The 17,066-nt window shown below is 69.5% G+C and carries 12 protein-coding genes; 5 read left to right on the top strand and 7 right to left on the bottom strand.

The genetic code is table 11. The annotated features are described in order from the left end of the window. Positions 1–516 precede the first annotated feature (516 nt). From KL771_RS01310 to KL771_RS01295, 4 genes are all read right to left on the bottom strand, one after another. Positions 517–1,182: a DsbA family oxidoreductase gene (locus KL771_RS01310; protein ID WP_261966758.1), complete on the bottom strand. Its 666-nt coding sequence runs from the start codon at positions 1,180–1,182 to the stop codon at positions 517–519. A gap of 104 nt (positions 1,183–1,286) precedes the next feature. After that, on the bottom strand, positions 1,287–2,609 hold the full coding sequence (locus KL771_RS01305; protein WP_261966757.1) for a diguanylate cyclase: 1,323 nt from the start codon (positions 2,607–2,609) through the stop codon (positions 1,287–1,289). 142 nt (positions 2,610–2,751) lie between these two features. Next, positions 2,752–4,410: an AMP-binding protein gene (locus KL771_RS01300; protein ID WP_261966756.1), complete on the bottom strand. Its 1,659-nt coding sequence runs from the start codon at positions 4,408–4,410 to the stop codon at positions 2,752–2,754. A gap of 23 nt (positions 4,411–4,433) precedes the next feature. Continuing rightward, entirely contained in the window at positions 4,434–6,326 is a 1,893-nt protein-coding gene (locus tag KL771_RS01295; protein WP_261966755.1) for an extracellular solute-binding protein, read from the bottom strand. Between the two features lie 318 nt (positions 6,327–6,644). Between KL771_RS01295 and KL771_RS01290 the strand changes: the two genes are divergently transcribed. From KL771_RS01290 to KL771_RS01270, 5 genes are all read left to right on the top strand, one after another. After that, the gene (locus KL771_RS01290) at positions 6,645–7,403 is read left to right on the top strand and encodes an invasion associated locus B family protein (RefSeq protein WP_261966754.1); all 759 of its coding nucleotides are present in this window, start codon (positions 6,645–6,647) and stop codon (positions 7,401–7,403) included. A gap of 243 nt (positions 7,404–7,646) precedes the next feature. After that, positions 7,647–8,642 (top strand): TRAP transporter substrate-binding protein, encoded by a 996-nt coding sequence (locus KL771_RS01285; protein WP_261967076.1) that lies wholly within the window; start codon positions 7,647–7,649, stop codon positions 8,640–8,642. A gap of 8 nt (positions 8,643–8,650) precedes the next feature. After that, entirely contained in the window at positions 8,651–11,122 is a 2,472-nt protein-coding gene (locus tag KL771_RS01280; RefSeq protein WP_261966753.1) for a sensor histidine kinase, read from the top strand. Next, positions 11,112–12,869: an ATP-binding response regulator gene (locus tag KL771_RS01275; RefSeq protein ID WP_261966752.1), complete on the top strand. Its 1,758-nt coding sequence runs from the start codon at positions 11,112–11,114 to the stop codon at positions 12,867–12,869. The genes KL771_RS01280 and KL771_RS01275 overlap by 11 nt, the downstream gene beginning before the upstream one ends. Then, complete coding sequence (locus tag KL771_RS01270; RefSeq protein ID WP_261966751.1) at positions 12,866–13,603, top strand: response regulator; 738 nt, start codon at positions 12,866–12,868, stop codon at positions 13,601–13,603. The genes KL771_RS01275 and KL771_RS01270 overlap by 4 nt, the downstream gene beginning before the upstream one ends. Positions 13,604–13,934: 331 nt before the next feature. Here KL771_RS01270 and KL771_RS01265 read toward each other — a convergent pair whose 3' ends face one another. The 3 genes from KL771_RS01265 to KL771_RS01255 form a co-directional block, all read right to left on the bottom strand. Continuing rightward, positions 13,935–14,921: a magnesium transporter CorA family protein gene (locus KL771_RS01265; RefSeq protein ID WP_261966750.1), complete on the bottom strand. Its 987-nt coding sequence runs from the start codon at positions 14,919–14,921 to the stop codon at positions 13,935–13,937. Then, positions 14,918–15,133, bottom strand: coding sequence for a hypothetical protein (locus KL771_RS01260; RefSeq protein WP_261966749.1), 216 nt, complete (start codon positions 15,131–15,133; stop codon positions 14,918–14,920). The genes KL771_RS01265 and KL771_RS01260 overlap by 4 nt, the downstream gene beginning before the upstream one ends. Before the next feature lie 390 nt (positions 15,134–15,523). After that, entirely contained in the window at positions 15,524–16,945 is a 1,422-nt protein-coding gene (locus KL771_RS01255; RefSeq protein WP_261966748.1) for an FAD-binding oxidoreductase, read from the bottom strand. Positions 16,946–17,066: the final 121 nt, after the last annotated feature.

Raw genomic sequence — 17,066 nt, 5'->3', positions numbered from 1 at the left:
CCCGCCGATCCGGGGCCTACTCGCATCGCAGCGGGCGTCGGGATTACGATTTATATCAAAGTCTTGCGGCAAGCCGCCAACGGAGTGGGTCCCAGCTCTCCGCTGCGCTGCGGCCGGGAATGCGGCCCTTCGGGGCTTCGTTCCGGCGGGCGCGGGGCAGTGCGGATTCGGGAGTGGGCTGTGGGTAGTAGGCACTGGGCAGCAGGCAGTGGACCGTGGGCCGTCTGACGCCGGCCCCCCCTGCCGCAATCTCCCAGCGCATCCCCGGACAAGGCCCGCAGGGCCGCCGCTCCGGGGCCCACTCGCAGCGCAGCGGGCGTCGGGATTGCCATATATATCAAAGCCTTGCGGCAAGCCGCCAACGGAGTGGGTCCCGGCTCTCCGCTACGCTGCGGCCGGGATTGCGGTTTCTGGGGTAGGGGGATGCGGGGGCTGGGCTGCCCTCACAATTTCCCGATCCGTCGTGGAGACCGCCACCGATTGTTCCGCCCGGAATGCGACCGCTCCTACCCAGCGTCAGCTCTTGGCGCCGAAGCGCTTTTCCTCGGCGATGTCGCGGAAGGCGTTGACCAGCACGTCGGCGGGCTGGGCGCCCATGACGGCATATTTGGCTTCGATGACCAGGCACGGCACACCGGTGATGCCGACGCGCTGGGCGTGGGCGACTTCGGCGCGGACCGCATCGAGGTCGGCCTCGGTGTCGAGGAAGCCGCGCACCTCGTCGCGGACCATGCCGACAGCGGCGGCGGCATCGGCCAGCACGTCCGGATCGCCGATATCGGCGCCTTCCACGAAGTAGAGGCGGAACAGGCGCTCGACCATGGCGTCCTGAACCTCGGCCTCGCCGGCCCAGCGGATCAGGCGGTGGGCATCGAGCGTGTTCGGGGCGACGCGGATCGCCGCGAAGTCGAACGGAATGCCGAGATCCTGTCCGATCGCCTCCAGATGCCGGTGCGCCTCGCGGACGCGGTCGGCGCCGCCGAGCTTGGCGCTGATATAGGCATGGCGCTCGACCCCTTCGCGCGGGATGCGCGCATCGAGCTGGAACGGGCGGTGGACCAGGCGGAACTCGATCTCGGGCAGTCTCGCCATGGCGGCGGCGAGCTGACGGCGGCCGACGAAGCACCAGGGGCACACGACATCGGCGACGACGTCGATCTGCAGGGGCGTGGTTTCGGGCATGTTGGAACGCGGGTCCGGACGGGATGGGCGGCGGCACGCCGGAGATTCGGGCGACCGCTCGGGAAATCCCTCATATCGCGTTGTGAGGCCTCTGGGCGAGTCGCTCAGATGGTTCCGCCGTTGAATAGACCGTTCATCACCGGTTCGAGCGATTCGCTCTGGCCGAGAGCCGTGACCCGGCCGACCGGATCGATCTGCAGCGTCCGCCCCGTCCCCGGCACGATGAAGCGTGTGGTCCGCAGGATCGCGCTGATCCGGTTGAGGGCCGTCATGGCATCGGCCTGGTCGGTCCCCGGCATCAGCACGGCGAACCGGCCGCCGCCGATGCGGGCGGCCAGATCCTCGCCCCGCGTCAGACGGCCGATCAGGCTGCCGACCTGGCGCAGCAGGTGGTCGCCGGCAGCGTAGCCGTCCTCGGCGTTGATCCCGGCCAGTTCGTCGATCCGGAGGGTGGCGACCGCATGCGGCTCGCCCTCCTCGGCGGCGATCTCGGCCAGCCGGCCGGCATGTTCCATGAAGAAGCCGCGCGAGAAGAGCCCGGTCAGCGCATCGGAGGTGACCAGGTTGCGGCCGCGCACATAGACGGCGCGCAGCGCCTCGCGGAAGCGGTGCTCGGCGACGGACCCGGCGATGACGCGGGCGAGATCGCTCTCCAGCGTCGCGTCCTCGACCAGTTCGGTGGCGCCCGCGGCGAAGATCTGGTCGGTCGCCTCCCGATCGGGGGCGGCCGCGAGGACGATCACCGGCAGGGTATAGAGGGCGGGATCGCCGCGGAACTCGCGCAGCATCTCGACGGCGGTGTCGACGGTCGTGTTCAGGACGACGGCGTCGAAACTGCGGCGGGCGAGATAGTCGCGCGCGGTGGCGGTCGAGAAGGCGCCGACGATGAAGGCCTTCGGCGACAGGCAGCGTTCGACGGCCAGATAGCGGACGCTGGCGCCGACGACCAGCACGGTCGGGTCGGCACCCGCCGAGGGCCCGACGAAATCCGGCATCGTGATGCCGAAGGCGATCGCCGTTTCGGCGCGACGGCGCGCCTCGGCCTGCATGGTGGCCAGACGGCGGATCGCCGCGATCCGGTTGGTCAGGCGGACGGCGGAGACCGGACGGGCGATGATCTCCGAGATGCCGAGACTGGGCGCGTGAGTGCCCGTGCCGCCGAGAGCGATGACCGGCAGGCGCCGGCTGCCGCGCGCCATCATCAGCCGGGCGGCGGCGTCGAGATAGCGCATTCGGTCGCCGGACATTTCCGCCGCGATCATGTTGAGGACGACCACGTCCGGCGGGCCGGCCGAGGCGACCATGGCGGCCGAACGCTCCATCGCCGTCAGGTTGACCTCGTAACCCTCGTCCTGGATCTCGCTCCAGAGCCCCGAGGTTTCCGCGCAGGATTGCTCTTCGATGACCAATACGCGCCCGCGCCGCAACGCTTCCTCCCGGATCGTCGGGCCGTTCCGGTTCCATCGGCGCGCCGCTGGGGCTCGACGCCGCGAGACCGGTGGCAGAATGCCCGCGCCTTCACACTCGGTCACGCATGGTTAACGCAACGCTAAGATCCGCGCCGCGCGCTCATCGACGCTGCAGATGCGAGGCCATACCGGCACGCATGACGCGCCCTGACGGGGCGCGGGCGATGGCGGGAACGGGCAAGACCACAGAGGGCAATCGGTGCGGGCCGATCCGGTGCTCGGCCAGCGCCGCCACGAATCCTTCCGGATCGAACGCGGCGCCCGGCTTCGGCACGACCGCGGCGGCCAGACGCTCGAAGCCGTCCTCGTCGCGCAGCGGCACGGCGGCGGCATCGGCGAAGTCGCCGACATCGCGGAACAGCACGTCGAGCACGGTCAGATCGAATTCCAGCGGACCGGTTCCGCCGATCTCGCTGCCGCGGCCGGTCAGGATCAGGCTGCGCGACCGTTCCGGCTCGGGGCGGGCGATGATGCCGGTGCGCACCCAGCCGTCGCCCTCGCGCGGCCGGTCGCGAAGCCCCGTCCGGTCGGCCTCCGGCCAGGTCGCTTCCGGCACCATGGCGCCGCGCACCATCAGTTCGCCCGTGCCGTCGCGTGCCGGCGACGGCGCGCCGGGCCGGGCCGGCGCGACGCGCAACTGGGTTTCGACCAGGGTCGGTGCGATGGCGGTCTCCGACGGGGCGCCGATGGCACCGAGCGGGATCAGGGCGGCGGCGGCCGGATCGCGCCGTCGGCGGGCGATGAGGGCGCGTTCGCCGAGGGTGATCACGTCGACGGCGGCCGTGCCGCGCGGCAGTTCGACGTCGGCCAGCCGGTCGCCGGAGACGACCAGCAGGTTGGCGCTCGCCTTGTGGGCATCGAGGCGCTCGGACAGGCGGCGGGCGAAGAGGGCGGGCACCACGACATGGTCCGCCGCGTGCTCCGCCACCTCCTCGGCGAGACGGTCGACCGAGGCCGGCAGGCCGAGCACCAGCGTGCCGGCCGACAGGAGCCACGGCATCACCGCGGCGCCGAGGCCGGCGAGCCCGCTCGGCGCCAGCGACGAGACGATCACCGCGCCGGTACCGATCTGCGCCTCCAGGAGCGTCATCAGCCCGGTCGCGATCCAATGATTGTGCGAGCGCGGCACCACCGCCGGCGTGGCCCCCGCCTCGGCCGGCAGGTCCAGGCTCCAGGCGACCGTGGCACAATGGTCGGCGGCGTTGCCCTTCCGGGCGATGTCGCGCATCGGCGGCAGCCGGTCCATCTCGTCGTAGAGGCGATGCAGCGGGATCAGGCCGTCCGGGACCGGGCCGCCGGCCCCGAAGACGAAGCGGATCTGGAACAGGTCGGCCGCCACCGCGAGCATGCGCTCGCCATGCGGTTCGCCGACCGTCTCCGCGACGGTGACGATGCCCTTGGCGCCGAGCGCGTCGAGCCGCTCGGTGATCTCCGCCTCGCGCAGCGCCAGCGGCAGGGGGGCGGCGATCAGGCCGGCGCGCAGCAGCCCGAACAGCACCGCGACCGAATCGGCCAGGGCCGGCAGCTGGCAGGCGACGACCGTGTCGGGCTTCAGGCCGAGGCCGGAGAAGAAGGTGGCGAGCGCCTCGACGCGCCGGTCGAGCGCCGCATAGGTCAGCCGTTCGGGCTCGCCGCGGGTCCAGTCCGACCGGTCCGCGAAATCCGCCAGGGCCAGACGGTCCGGCGCATTGGCGGCATTCTTGCGCAGCACCTGGTCGAGCGTGACGCGCCCCCAGACGCCGGTTGCGAGATGCGCCATGCTCCTCTGTTCGGGCACAACGATCACGGCGTGGTTCCCCCGGGCTTCGCCCACCAGGCGCCGGTGACCGGACCGGAGGCGGACGTGACCGAAGGTCGCTCGATTCGGGTCCAGCGCGCCAGCCAGACCTGCGGCTGGTGATAGAGCGGAACGGCCCAGAAGCCGGATATCAACAGCCGATCGAAGGCGCGCACCGCGGTGACGAACTCGGTCCGGCTGCGGGCGGCCAGGAGCGCGGCGATCAGGGCATCGTGGCCGGCGACCCTGGCGCCCGGCAGGTTGAACGAGCCGGGCGCATCCGCGGCCGCGACGCTCCAGCGGTTCAGCTGTTCATTGCCGGGCGACAGCGAGGCCGACCAGTTCCAGAAGGTCATGTCCAGGTCGAAGCTGGTGCGCCGGCGCTGGAACTGCGCGCTGTCGACCAGACGGACGACCAGGTCGATGCCGATCAGCTTCAGGGAGCGCTGATAGGCGAGCGCGATGCGCTCCTGCTGCTTGTCGAGGAGAACGATCTCGAAGCTCATCGCCGGCCCGCCGACGCCCTGGCGCATGACGCCCTTGTCGATCACCCAGCCGGCCTTGGCGAGGAGGTCGACCGCCTGGCGGATCGCCGAACGGTCGCGGCCCGAGCCGTCGGTCTCCGGCGGCGCCCAGGTGCCGTCCATGATCTCGGCCGGGATCGCATCCGCGTAAGGGGCGAGCAGGGCGCGCTCGGCGGCGTCGGCCGGGCGGCCGAGGGCGGACAATTCCGAGCCCTGGAAATAGCTGGCAGAGCGCCGGTAGAGGCCGAAGAACAGGTTCTTGTTGATCCACTCGAAGTCGAACAGCATGGCCAGCGCCCGCCGGACCCGGACATCCTCGAAGACCGGCCGGCGGGTGTTGAAGACCATGCCGTAGAGGCCGCGCGGCAGCCCCGTCTCGAAGGTCTCCTTGACGACGCGGCCCTCGGTCAGCGCCGGGAAGTCGTAGCCGGTCTGCCAGCGGCTCGGATCGCCCTCCGGATAGACATCGACTAGGCCGGCCTTGAAGGCCTCGAACAGGGCATTCTGCTCGCGGTAGTAGTCGAACCGGATCTCGTCGAAATTGTCGAAACCGCGCTTGACCGGCAGGTTGCGCGCCCAATAGTCCGGATTGCGCTTGAGCACCAGCCGGTTGCCGGGCACGACCTCGGCGACCCGGTAGGGGCCGGAGCCGATCGGCGGTTCCAGCGAGGTCTTGGCGAAGGCCTCGCGGCTCATGGCGTGTTTCGGCAGGATCGGCATCAGCCCCATGATCAGGGGCATTTCCTTGTCGTCCTCGGCGAAGACGAAGCGCACCGTGGCGGGATCGGGCGTCTCGACCCTGGCGACCTTCTCCCGGTAGACGCGCGCGACATTCTCGCGGCCCTCGTCGCGATGCAGCGCGAAGGAATGGGCGATGTCGGCCGCGGTGATCGGCGTGCCGTCGGAGAACCGGGCCTCCGGGCGCAGCTTGAACTCGACCCAGCGCCGGTCGTCGGGCACCTCGACGGTCGCGCAGACCAGGCAATAGAGCGTGAAGGCCTCGTCGAGACCGCGCGTCATCAGGCTCTCGTAGACATAGTTCTCCTGCCCGCCGTCGCGCAGCCCGCGCGCGGGCTGCCCCTGGCGGATGAACGGATTGAGGCTGTCGAAGGAGCCGAAGGCGCCCCAGGTGATTCGACCGCCCTTGGGGGCGTCCGGATCGACATACGGGAAGGCCGTGAAGTCGGCCGGCAGGCGCGGCTCGCCGTGCATCGCGATGGCATGGGCCGGGCCGGCGGCCCGGGCGGTACCGGACAGGACGGTGGCAGGCAGCAGCGCGACGATGCCGGCGATCGCGAGCGCGCCGAGTGTCGGGACCCGGCCGGCCGCTGCGCGCCGGCCGACGGGTTGCCGAATCTCGTTGTATTTCTGCATCAGCTGGCGTCCGTCGCTCTCGTTCCTACGAATCTCCGGCAATGTAGCACGCTGCCGGCGGCCCCGGCGGGGTCGGGCGCCACCCGAAGCGTCTGGAAATCCGCGCCGATCCTCGGTAAGGAGACTGGCCCGTTCATGCCGTGACCGGCGGCGCGCGATAGGCGATGTCGCTTGTCCGCGGAGCCGGAGCGGTTGTGGCACGGCGGGCGGGCAAGGCGGAGGCATCACGCTGCCGCCGCATTTGCCGACCATCAGGCTGTCGGTCCGGCCGAACGCTCCGGGCCGCAGCCGCGACACGAATTCGAGGACGAGAACTCCATGGTTGACAGGTCCACGCTGCGGGCGGCACCCCTCCAGGCCGGGTTCGGCGCTGCGCTTCTCTTCGCGGCGATGGCCGCGCTGCCGACCGTCGCCCTGGCCCAGTCGGCCGCACCGGCGCCGAAGCCGGCGGCCCCCGCCGCCGCGAAGCCGGCAGCGCCCAAGCCCGGCGAGGCCAAGCCGGCCCCGGCCGCCGAGGGCGAAGCCGCCGGTCCGGCCCAGTTGCAGCCCGGCCAGCCCAATCCCTGGGTCAAGCTCTGCTCCAAGGACGGTCAGAACCGCGACGTGTGCCTGATCGCGCAGGAACTGCGCACCGACGAGGGCCAGGTGGTCGGCTCGGTCGCCGTGCGCGAGATCGCCGGCGACCCGAAGAAGATCCTCCTGATCGCGGTGCCGCCGCTGAACCTGATCCAGCCCGGCCTGCGGGTCGGCATCGACAAGGGCAAGCTGGAGGAGGGCAAGTATACGATCTGCTTCCCCAATGCCTGCTATGCCGAAATGGCCGTGACCGACGCCTTCATCGCCACGATGAAGAAGAGCACGGTCCTGGTCGTGCGCACGCTGAACATGCAGGAGAAGCAGCAGCCCTATCCGTTCGGTCTTGCCGGTTTCAAGGACGCCTACGAGGGCCCCGGTCTCGACCCGAATGCACCGCCGCCCGGCACCGGCGCCAGCGCCAACCAGCAGCAGCTGCAGCAGGAACTTGAGAAGCGCGCCGACGAGGCTCGCGCCAAGCTGACCAACCAGCCGAAGCCCTGACGCCGCGGCGCTGGCCCCGACGGCAGGTCCCATGACGCATATCCTGAGGGCGCGGCCGCAAGGCCGCGCCTTTTTGCGAGCCGGTGGTGCGTCGGCAGGTCGGCTCTGCAGGTCGGATGGTTCGCCGCACCTCGCGGCGGCCGTCGGATCCACGGCAAAGCCCCGGTCGCATTTCAATTGCGGCTCGTGCTATCCTTGGGTCGGGGGGAACCGGGTCCGATCCGACGGAGGGACGACATCGTGATGCGAGCCTGCGCGAGGGGCGCCGTCCTGGCCGTCCTCTTGTCGGCGGTCGTCCTCGTTTGGCAAGTCCTCGGCGGCGCTGCCCGGGCGCGCGAGTTCCGGGCGGCCGATACCCAGACCGCCGACTATCCGACCGTCCAGGCGCTGCTGACCATGGACCGGCTGGTGCGCGAACGGACCGGCGGGCGGCATTCGATCAAGGTGTTCCACTCCCGCCAGCTTGGCGAGGAGAAGGAGACCATCGAGCAGACCCGCGTCGGTGCGATCGACATCAACCGATCCTCGACCGCGCCCTTCGCCTCCTTCGTGCCGGAGGCGGGCGTGCTGGCGCTGCCCTATCTGTTCCGCTCGGTCGAACATCTGCACAAGGTGCTCGACGGACCGATCGGCGACGAGATCCTGGCCTCCTTCGAGGCCTACGGCTTCGTCGGACTGGCCTTCTACGATTCCGGCGCCCGCTCGTTCTACAACACGGTCCGCCCGATCCGGGTGCCGGCCGACATGGCCGGCCTGCGCATCCGGGTGCAGCAGTCCGACCAGATGATCGACATGATCCGCCTGCTCGGCGCCGAGGCGATCGCGCTGCCTTACGGCCAGGTCACGACCGGGCTCTCGACCGGGATTGTCGACGGTGCCGAAAACAACTGGCCGTCCTACGTCTCCACCGACCACGTCAAGCTGGCGCGCTTCCACAGCGCGACCGAGCACACCATGACCCCCGAAGTGCTGGTCATGTCGGCGCGGGCCTGGGCGGCGCTCGATGCGGCCGACCGGCAGATCTTCCGGCAGGCCGCGCGCGAATCGGCGCTCTACATGCGCCAGCAATGGTTCGAATGGGAGGGCCGGTCGCGGGCCGCCGCGCGCGGCGCCGGCGCCGTGCTGACGGAGGGGGTCGACAAGAAGGCTTTCGCCGACGCGGTCGCGCCCCTCTACGAGCGGTTCGTTCCGCCCGGCCGACTGCGCGACCTGGTCGAGCGCATCCGCATGGTGGAGTAGGCGCGGCCATGGCTCCACCCGGGGCGTTCGGCGACGACGCCATCACGGTACCGATCCGCACGCGGCGCCCGCCGCCGAGCGAATCCGCATGGACGCGGACCATGCGCGCGATGCCGATCGGCTGGCGCATCTTTCTGATCGTGCTCCTGAATGCCTGCGGCATCCTGGTCTTCGGGCTGCTGATCTGGCGCGGCTCGGCGGACATCACCTCGTCCTGGACGGATCTGTCGCGCATCCGCGCCTATGACCGCCTGCTGGTCGAGGTCGATACCGAGTCCGGGCGGCTGCAATCGCTGATCCACCGCTACTTCAACCGGCCGACGCCGGAGGTGCTGGCCGAGATCGTCCGCCGCCAGGACGAACTGTTGTCGCGCCTGACCACGACGCGCGTCGCCGAGCCCGATATCGCGCAGGAACTGGCCTCGGTCGCCGAGATCACCAAGCGGTTCCTCGCCGGCTTCGATGCGCTGCGCGAGGTCAACGGCCGCATCCGCACGGCCTATGAGGACGAATTCCTGAAGGCCGCTACCGACATGGCCGGCCTCTACGCGATCATCGACAGCGCCACCGACAACAACAAGTCGCTGATCTGGCCGGCGCTCGGCAAGTCGCGCGAGAGTTTCTCGCAGACCCTGGTCGAGGTGAACGCGTACTATCTGTCGCATGCGCCGGACTCGCTGAAGGCCGCCCGCGAACACCTCGCCACCATCGAGCGCACCATTCCGGTGATGGTCGATCTGTCCGAGGCGACGCTGCAGCGGCAGGCGCTTGCCCGGCTGGTGCCGCGCGCGGCGAGCCTGCGGCTGGCGCTCGAGAAGCTCGCCGCCAGCTTCGACCAGCAGACCCGCTTCCTGGGCGCGGCGATCGACGGCAACCAGGGCGCCATGGCGGCGGCGATCGATCGGCTGTCGACCCGCATCCGCGGCCGCGAGGCGGCCGCCCAGGGCCAGTTCGATGCGGCGCTTCTGTCGGTCAACCAACGCTTCCTGCTGGTCGGCATCCTGTTTCTCGGCATCAGCGTGCTGATGAGCTGGGCCATCGCCCGCACCATCCGCCAGCCGCTCAAGGAACTCGGCGGCTCTATGCGGGCGATCGTGGAAGGCGACTACGAGCGCATCGTGCGTGGCGTCGGGGCCCGCGACGAGATCGGCGACATGGCGCGCTCGGTCGAGGTGTTTCGCGACAACGTCATCGCCCGGCGTCGCGCCGAACTGGAACGCGAGGCGCAGGAGCGGCGCTGGCGCGGCATCCTGGAGACCAGCCCGATCGGCATCTCGATCGTCTCTGCGGACGGCGGCCACCGCCTCTATGCCAACCACAAGTTCGAGACCCTGTTCGGCCTCGGCGAGGAGCGTTCCGGCATCCGCCGCTATTTCCACGAGAACTTCGCCGCCGCCTCGGACGCGGTGCGCCTGTCCGATGCGGTCCAGCGCTACGGGCTGGTCTCCGGCTGGGAGGTGCGCATGCGCCGGGCCGGCGGGCAGACCTGGTGGTGTCTGATGGAGGTGCGGCCGATCGAATTCGACGGCCGGCCGGCGCATATCTTCTGGCACTACGACGTGACCGACCGCCGGCGGGCCGAGGATGATCTGCGGGCCGCCAAGGAAGCCGCCGAGGCGGCGCTGGCGGAATTGCGCGATGCCCAGGAAAGTCTGGTCGAGGCCGAGAAGCTTGCCGCCATCGGCGGGCTGGTCGCCGGCGTCGCCCATGAGGTCAACAATCCGGTCGGTATCAGCCTGACGGTCGCCTCGACGCTGGAGCGCCGCTGCGAGGCCTTCGAGGCCGAACTGGAGAGTGGGCAACTGCGCCGCTCGCGGCTGACCGAATTCCTGGCCGGCGCCAAGGAGGCGGCGGGGCAACTGGTCGCCAATCTCAGCCGCGCCGGCGAACTGGTGCAATCCTTCAAGCAGGTCGCCGTCGACCGCACCCATGCCGACCGGCGCAGCTTCGACCTGAAGGATTCGACCGAACAGATCCTGGCCAGCCTGAAACCGACGCTGAAGAAGACCCGCCACGGCATGACCTGCGAGATCGAGCCGGGCATCGTGATGGACAGCTATCCGGGTCCCTACGGCCAGGTCGTGACCAACCTGTTCATGAATGCGCTGATGCATGCCTTCGCGGACGGCCAGGAAGGCCAGATCCGGATCGACGGCCGCCGGCGTGGCGACCAGGTCGAGCTGATCTTCTCCGACGACGGCGTCGGTATGGACGAGGAGGCGCAGCGGCGCGCCTTCGAACCCTTCTTCACGACCAAGCGCGGCAAGGGCGGGACGGGCTTGGGCCTGCACATCGTTTACAATATTGTACACCACCGCCTCGGCGGTCGCATTGCGCTCGACTCGGCGCCCGGCCGGGGGACGACGTTCCGCATCACGCTGCCGATCGTCACGCCGGTCGGCGACGAAGAGGAGTTGCAGATGATCGATACCGGCCTAGTGGCGGCCCCGCGACCGAGGCTCGACGCCCATGTCCGGTGACGATCTGCTCGTCTTCCTCGACGATGCCGAAGAGGCGCCGGCTACGGCGCCGACCAAGATCTGGAAAATTGCGGTCATCGACGACGAGCCGGCCGTCCATGACGGCACCCGCTTCGCGCTCTACGACTATTCGCTGAACGGGCAGGGGATCGAGATCCTCACCGCCAATTCGGCCGAGGAGGGGCGGCGGCTGATCGACCGGCATCCGGATCTCGCCGTCATCCTGCTCGACGTGGTCATGGAGACCGACAGCGCGGGGCTCGACCTCGTCGAATATATCCGCAACGTCGCCCGCAACGACATGGTGCGCATCATCCTGCGCACCGGCCAGCCCGGCCAAGCCCCCGAGCGGCGCGTCATCGTCGACTACGACATCAACGACTACAAGGCGAAGACGGAACTCACCGCCGACAAGCTGTTCACCGCCCTGACCGCGGCGCTGCGCTCCTATCAGCAGCTGCAGCGCATGGAGGAGACCCGGCGCGGCCTGGAAATCATCATCGACGCGGCCGCCAAGCTGTTCGACCTGAAGTCGATGCAGCGGCTGGCCGAGGGCGTGCTGACCCAGATCGGCTCGCTCCTGAAGGTCGAATGCGCCGGCATCCTCGTCCTGCGCGAAGCCGGCGGCGCGGCGGAAACCTTCACGGTGCTGGCCGGTTCCGGGGTCTATGCCGGGCTCACGGGGGCCGTGACGCCGCCGCTCAACGGCGACGTGTCCCGCCTCGTCCACGAGGCCTTCGCGCTGCGCCGGCACCAGTTTCTGGACCAGCAATCGGTGCTCTACCTGCGAACGGCGAGCGGGCGCGAGGTGGTCGTGCTCCTGGAGGCGCAGAAGACGCTGTCCGATACCGACCGCGCGCTGGTCGAGGTGTTCTGCGGCAAACTCTCGATCGCCTTCGACAACGTCATCCTCTACGAGCAGCTGGCCGAGGCCAATGCGCGGCTCGAACAGCGCGTCGAGGAGCGCACCCGCGAACTGACCGCCGCCAACGAGCGGCTCGCGCTGCAGCGCGAGATCCTGAAGCGCTCCAACGCCTTCAAGTCCGACATCCTGGGCATGGTCGCGCACGACCTGAAGAACCCGATCAGCGTCATTCTGGGGCGCTCCGAGATCATCGGCGAGCTGATCGACCGCGATCCGGTACCGGTCGAGATGATCCGCGCCCAGATCGGACGCATCGTCGAGCCGGCCCAGGCGATGACGCGCATGATCGAGCAGTTGCTGAAGGATGCGATGAACGACCATCTCGACGTGCGGCTGCGACCCGAGGCGGTCGACCTCGGCGGACTGGTCGCCGACGTGATCGAGGATCATCGCCCCGGCGCGGCGCGCAAGCAGCAGAGCCTGGCGATCGAGATCGTCGAGCCGATGGTGGTCGAGGCCGATCCCGATCGTCTGCGCGAGGCGATCGAGAACATCATCTCCAACGCGATCAAGTACAGCCCGATCGGCGGCCCGATCGTCGCCCGGATCGGTCGCGCGGACCGGATGGCGGCGCTGTCGGTGGCCGACCGCGGGCCGGGCCTGTCGCCGGAGGATATCGGACGCCTGTTCGGGCGCTTTCAGCGGCTGTCGGCCAAGCCGAGCGCGGGCGAGAGCTCGACCGGGCTCGGCCTCTCCATCGCCAAGCATATCGTGGCCCTGCATGGCGGGCGGCTCGAAGCCGCCAGCGCAGGACCGGGACAGGGCACCACCTTCACGATAAAGCTGCCTGTCCGCGCCGAAGACGGGAGTGATTCGGAATGACCCAGGCAACCCTCATCGCGGTCGTCGACGACGACAAGGCGACCCGGGAGACCGTTGCAGACTACTTGAAGCTGCACGGTTTCGAGGTGTCGGCCCTGTCGGGCGGCACGGCACTGCGCGAGAGTCTCGCCAAGCGCCGGCCGGACCTGATCGTGCTCGACCTGAACATGCCGGAGGAGGACGGTCTCTCGATCATCCGTTCGCTGAAGGAGAAGGCGGTCAGCGTCCCGATCATCATGCTGACCGCCACCGCCAGTCCGATCGACCGGATCGTAGGCCTCGAACTCGGCGCCGACGACTACATCGCCAAGCCGGCGGAACTGCGCGAACTGGTCGCCCGCATCCGCAGCGTGCTGCGCCGGGCCGCCACCCAGGCGGCGGCCGCGGAGGCCCCGCCCGCCAAGGCGCAGGAGGTGCGCTTCGGCACGCGCTGGCTCAACATGGAGACCCGGCACCTGCGCGGCGGCGAGGAGGGCGAGGTGCTGATCACCGCCTCCGAGTTCAACCTGCTCAAGGCCTTCGCCGACAATCCGAACCGGGTCCTGTCGCGCGAACGCCTGCTGGATCTCGCCAATGCGCGCGATCCGGACGCCTTCGACCGCGCCATCGACGTGCGCGTCACCCGCATCCGCAAGAAGATCGAGCCGGATCCGTCCAACCCGAAGGTCATCCGCACCATCCGCGGCGCCGGCTACATGTTCGTGCCGGAGGGCGACAAGGACAATTCGGCCTGATGAGGGGAAAGGAGCGGCCGGGCACCCTGGCGACCCGGCCGGGAACGGCGGCGCTGCGGGGAGCGGGTGTCGGCTGGCCTGGAGCATTTCCCGGTGAGATCGAAACGATCTGACCGAAAAGGACCGGCTCAAGCCATTGAATCGGGAAATGCTCCAGCAGGCTGCTGAAAATCACTCCGAACCCGCCATTCTGTCATCCCCGGGCTTGTCCCGGGGATCCAGTGCGATGGCCAAGCCCTTGGAAAGTTTGGATCCCCGGGACAAGCCCGGGGATGACAGAGTTGAAACGGCCCGCGTATGATCGCGTTTCGACGCGTTTTTCCGCAACCTGTTAAAGCCAGCCGCGGCGCTTGAACCACCAGTAGGGCACGAAGGCCGACAGGACCATGGTGACCAGCGCGAAGGGGTAGCCGAAGGCCCATTTCAGCTCGGGCATGACCTCGAAATTCATGCCGTAGACGGTGCCGACCAGGGTCGGCGGCAGGAACAGGACGGCGGCGACCGAGAACACCTTGATGATCGTGTTCTGCTCGACATTGATCAGGCCGAGCGTCGATTCGTGCAGGTAGGCGACCTGCTGCTCGAGCTGGCCCTCATAGGTGGCGAGCGACTTGATGTCCCGGTCGACCGCCTTCAGCCGCACCGAGACGCCGTTCTTCATCCACTCGGCGCCGCCCTCGCGCACGAAGGGGACCAGCCGCCCGAAGGACAACAGGCTCTCGCGCAGGATCGACAGCATCCGGTTCTTGCGGCCGAGCAGGCGGATCAGGCGCTGCATGTCCGGCGCCGGTCTGGCCTTGCCGCTCTCGCGCACCTCGTCGTCGTCGTAGAAGATCGTGTCCGAGATGGCGTTGAGATCGGTCGCGACCGATTCCAGCACGTCGGCGATCCGCTCGATGAAGCTTTCCAGCAGGGTCACGAACAGCGCCGGCGCGGTCAAAGCCTCGTCGGCCTGCTTGCCGATGCGCGCCTCGATGGTGCGGAACGGCATCGGGTTGGAATAGCGCAGCGTGACGAAGTGGTTCTGCGACAGGAGGAAGGTCACTTCCGAGCGCCCAGGATGGCCCTCGGCGACCCCGTCGATGACCACTGCGGTCATCACCAGCGCGCCGCGCTCGGCGTAGAGGCGGGCCGATTCCTCGATCTCGGCCATTTCCTGTCGGGTCGGCAGGACGAGGCCCAGAATGGCCTCGACGGCGTGCTCTTCCTCGCGGGTCGGATTGCACAGGTCGAGCCAGACGATGTCGCCGGTCCCGGCGGGACCGACGTCGTCGATGCGCTGGAGCCGGCCGGAGGCCAGCCGGTAGGTTTGGATCATTCGCCGTCTCTCTGCCCTGCATCCGTCATGACGGTGGCCGCGTGATGGGTCGACGGCGCAGCGCGCCAGCCGGCCGCGAAGGCGGCGACGTCGAGGGCGATGATCGGCCCGAAGACGACGGCAATGCAGAGGCAGAGAACGCGTCCGACATCTTTCATGTCGGCGCGGGATACGTCACGGCCATGGAGGCCGGCGAGCTCGGTGTTGGTCATGTCGGAACTCCTTCGGACGGCCGGGCGGCCGGTCCGGGAGCCCGATCAAACGATCCGGCGCCTGGCACCGTACCTGCGCGACGCGTCCTTAAGACTGTCGGGGTCGGAAGGCATAGGTTTCGTCAGTTCCTGTGGGGCCGTCGGACGCGCAAGGCGCAGCACGACGGTGAGGGCTACATGGTCCATAACGTGCGGCGCGTCAAGTCCTTTTGACGGTGCCGACGAAGGGTTTCGGCAGCGCTGCCGACAAGGCTTGCGGGTGACCCGGAAAACCGGCCGCAAAGGCCCGGCTTTGCACCGGTTTCGGCCGAAGCCGGCATCGCTGAAGGGCGCCCGGATGGAGCCGATTGCGACGGCAGCGGGCCTGTCCCGCGAACCGTCCGTCGGGCGTCAGATGAGCTTGCCGGGATTCATGATGCCGGCCGGATCGAAGGTCGCCTTGAGTCGGCGCATCATCGCGATGGCGACCGGCGGCTCGGTCTCCAGAAGCTCGGCGCGCTTCATGCGGCCGATGCCGTGCTCGGCCGAGATCGAGCCGGCGAGCGCCCGGACCACGTCGTGGACGGCCCGGTTCATGGCCGGGTAGAGGGCCAGGAAGGCGGCCTCGTCCCAACCGGGCGGCTGCGCGGCGTTGTAGTGCAGGTTGCCGTCGCCCATATGGCCGAAGCATAACACCCGCGCGCCCGGGCAGACCGCCTCGACCGCCCGGTCGGCCTCGCGCAGGAAGCGCGGCAGGTCGGCGACCGGCACGGCGATGTCGTGCTTGATCGAGGCGCCCTCGGGCTTCTGCGCCGCCACCAGACTCTCGCGCAGGCGCCAGAAGGCCTCGGTCTGGGCGAGGCTGCCGGCGAGCGTGCCGTCGGCGACCAGCCCGCGGTCGAAGCCGGCCGCGGCGATCTCCTCGGCGAGCCCGCGCGCGTCCTCGGCGGACCGTCCGGACGAGATCTCCATCAGCACGTACCAGGGCTGCGGACCTTCGAGCGGCAGGCGGTTGCCGGGGATGTGACGCAGGGCGAAATCGACGGCGCGGTGCTGGATCAGTTCGAAGGCGGTCAGCGCGCCGCCGGCGGCCGCCGTGGCGATCTCGAACAGCGCCAAGGCGTCGTCCGGCGTGGCGAGCCCGAACCACGCCGTCTCGCGGCCCTTCGGCGCCGGGAACAGGCGCAGCACCGCGGCGGTGATCACGCCGAGCGTGCCTTCCGCGCCGACGAACAGGTTCTTCAGGTCGTAGCCGGTATTGTCCTTGCGCAGCTTGCGCAGGTCGTCGAGCACCTCGCCGGTCGGCAGGACGACTTCGAGGCCGAGGCACAGGTCGCGCACATTGCCGTAGGCGAGCACGTTGGCGCCGCCGGCATTGGCGGCGAGATTGCCGCCGATCTGGCAGGAGCCCTGCGAGCCGAGCGCGAGCGGGAAGATGCGACCCTCTCGCTCCGCCGCCTCGCGCAGGCGCTGCAGGACGACGCCGGCCTCAGCGGTCACTGTGCCGGATTTCAGGTCGATCTCGCGGATGCGGTCGAGCCGGCCGAGCGACAGCACGATCTCGCTACCTGAGCCGTCCGGCAATTGCCCGCCGACGAGCCCCGTATTGCCGCCCTGCGGCACGATCGGCGTGCCGGTCTCGGTGGCGAGCTTCAGGATGCGCGAAACCTCGGCGGTGCTGCCGGGCCTCAGCACCAAGGGGGTCAGGCCGGAATAGAGGCCGCGCGGGTCGGTCGCATAGACGGCCGTGGCGCCAGCGTCGCGCAGGGCGTGGTTCGGTCCGACGATCGCCGCGAAGGCATCGAGAATGGATTCGGCGACAGGGGCCGGCATGGCGTCCGAGACTCCGGCAGGCGGGGGATGGGGTGGATTGGTGTCTGGCACGCGACCACCGGACGGGCCGGCGCGTAACAACGCGCGCAAGCGCGAGCCGGCGCGTCGGCGATCGAGGGGC

Source organism: Prosthecodimorpha staleyi (assembly GCF_018729455.1).
GTDB classification, from domain to species: Bacteria; Pseudomonadota; Alphaproteobacteria; order Rhizobiales; family Ancalomicrobiaceae; genus Prosthecodimorpha; species Prosthecodimorpha staleyi.
The sequence above is the reverse complement of the archived record's forward strand: the minus strand, read 5'-3'. Positions and strand labels throughout refer to the sequence as shown.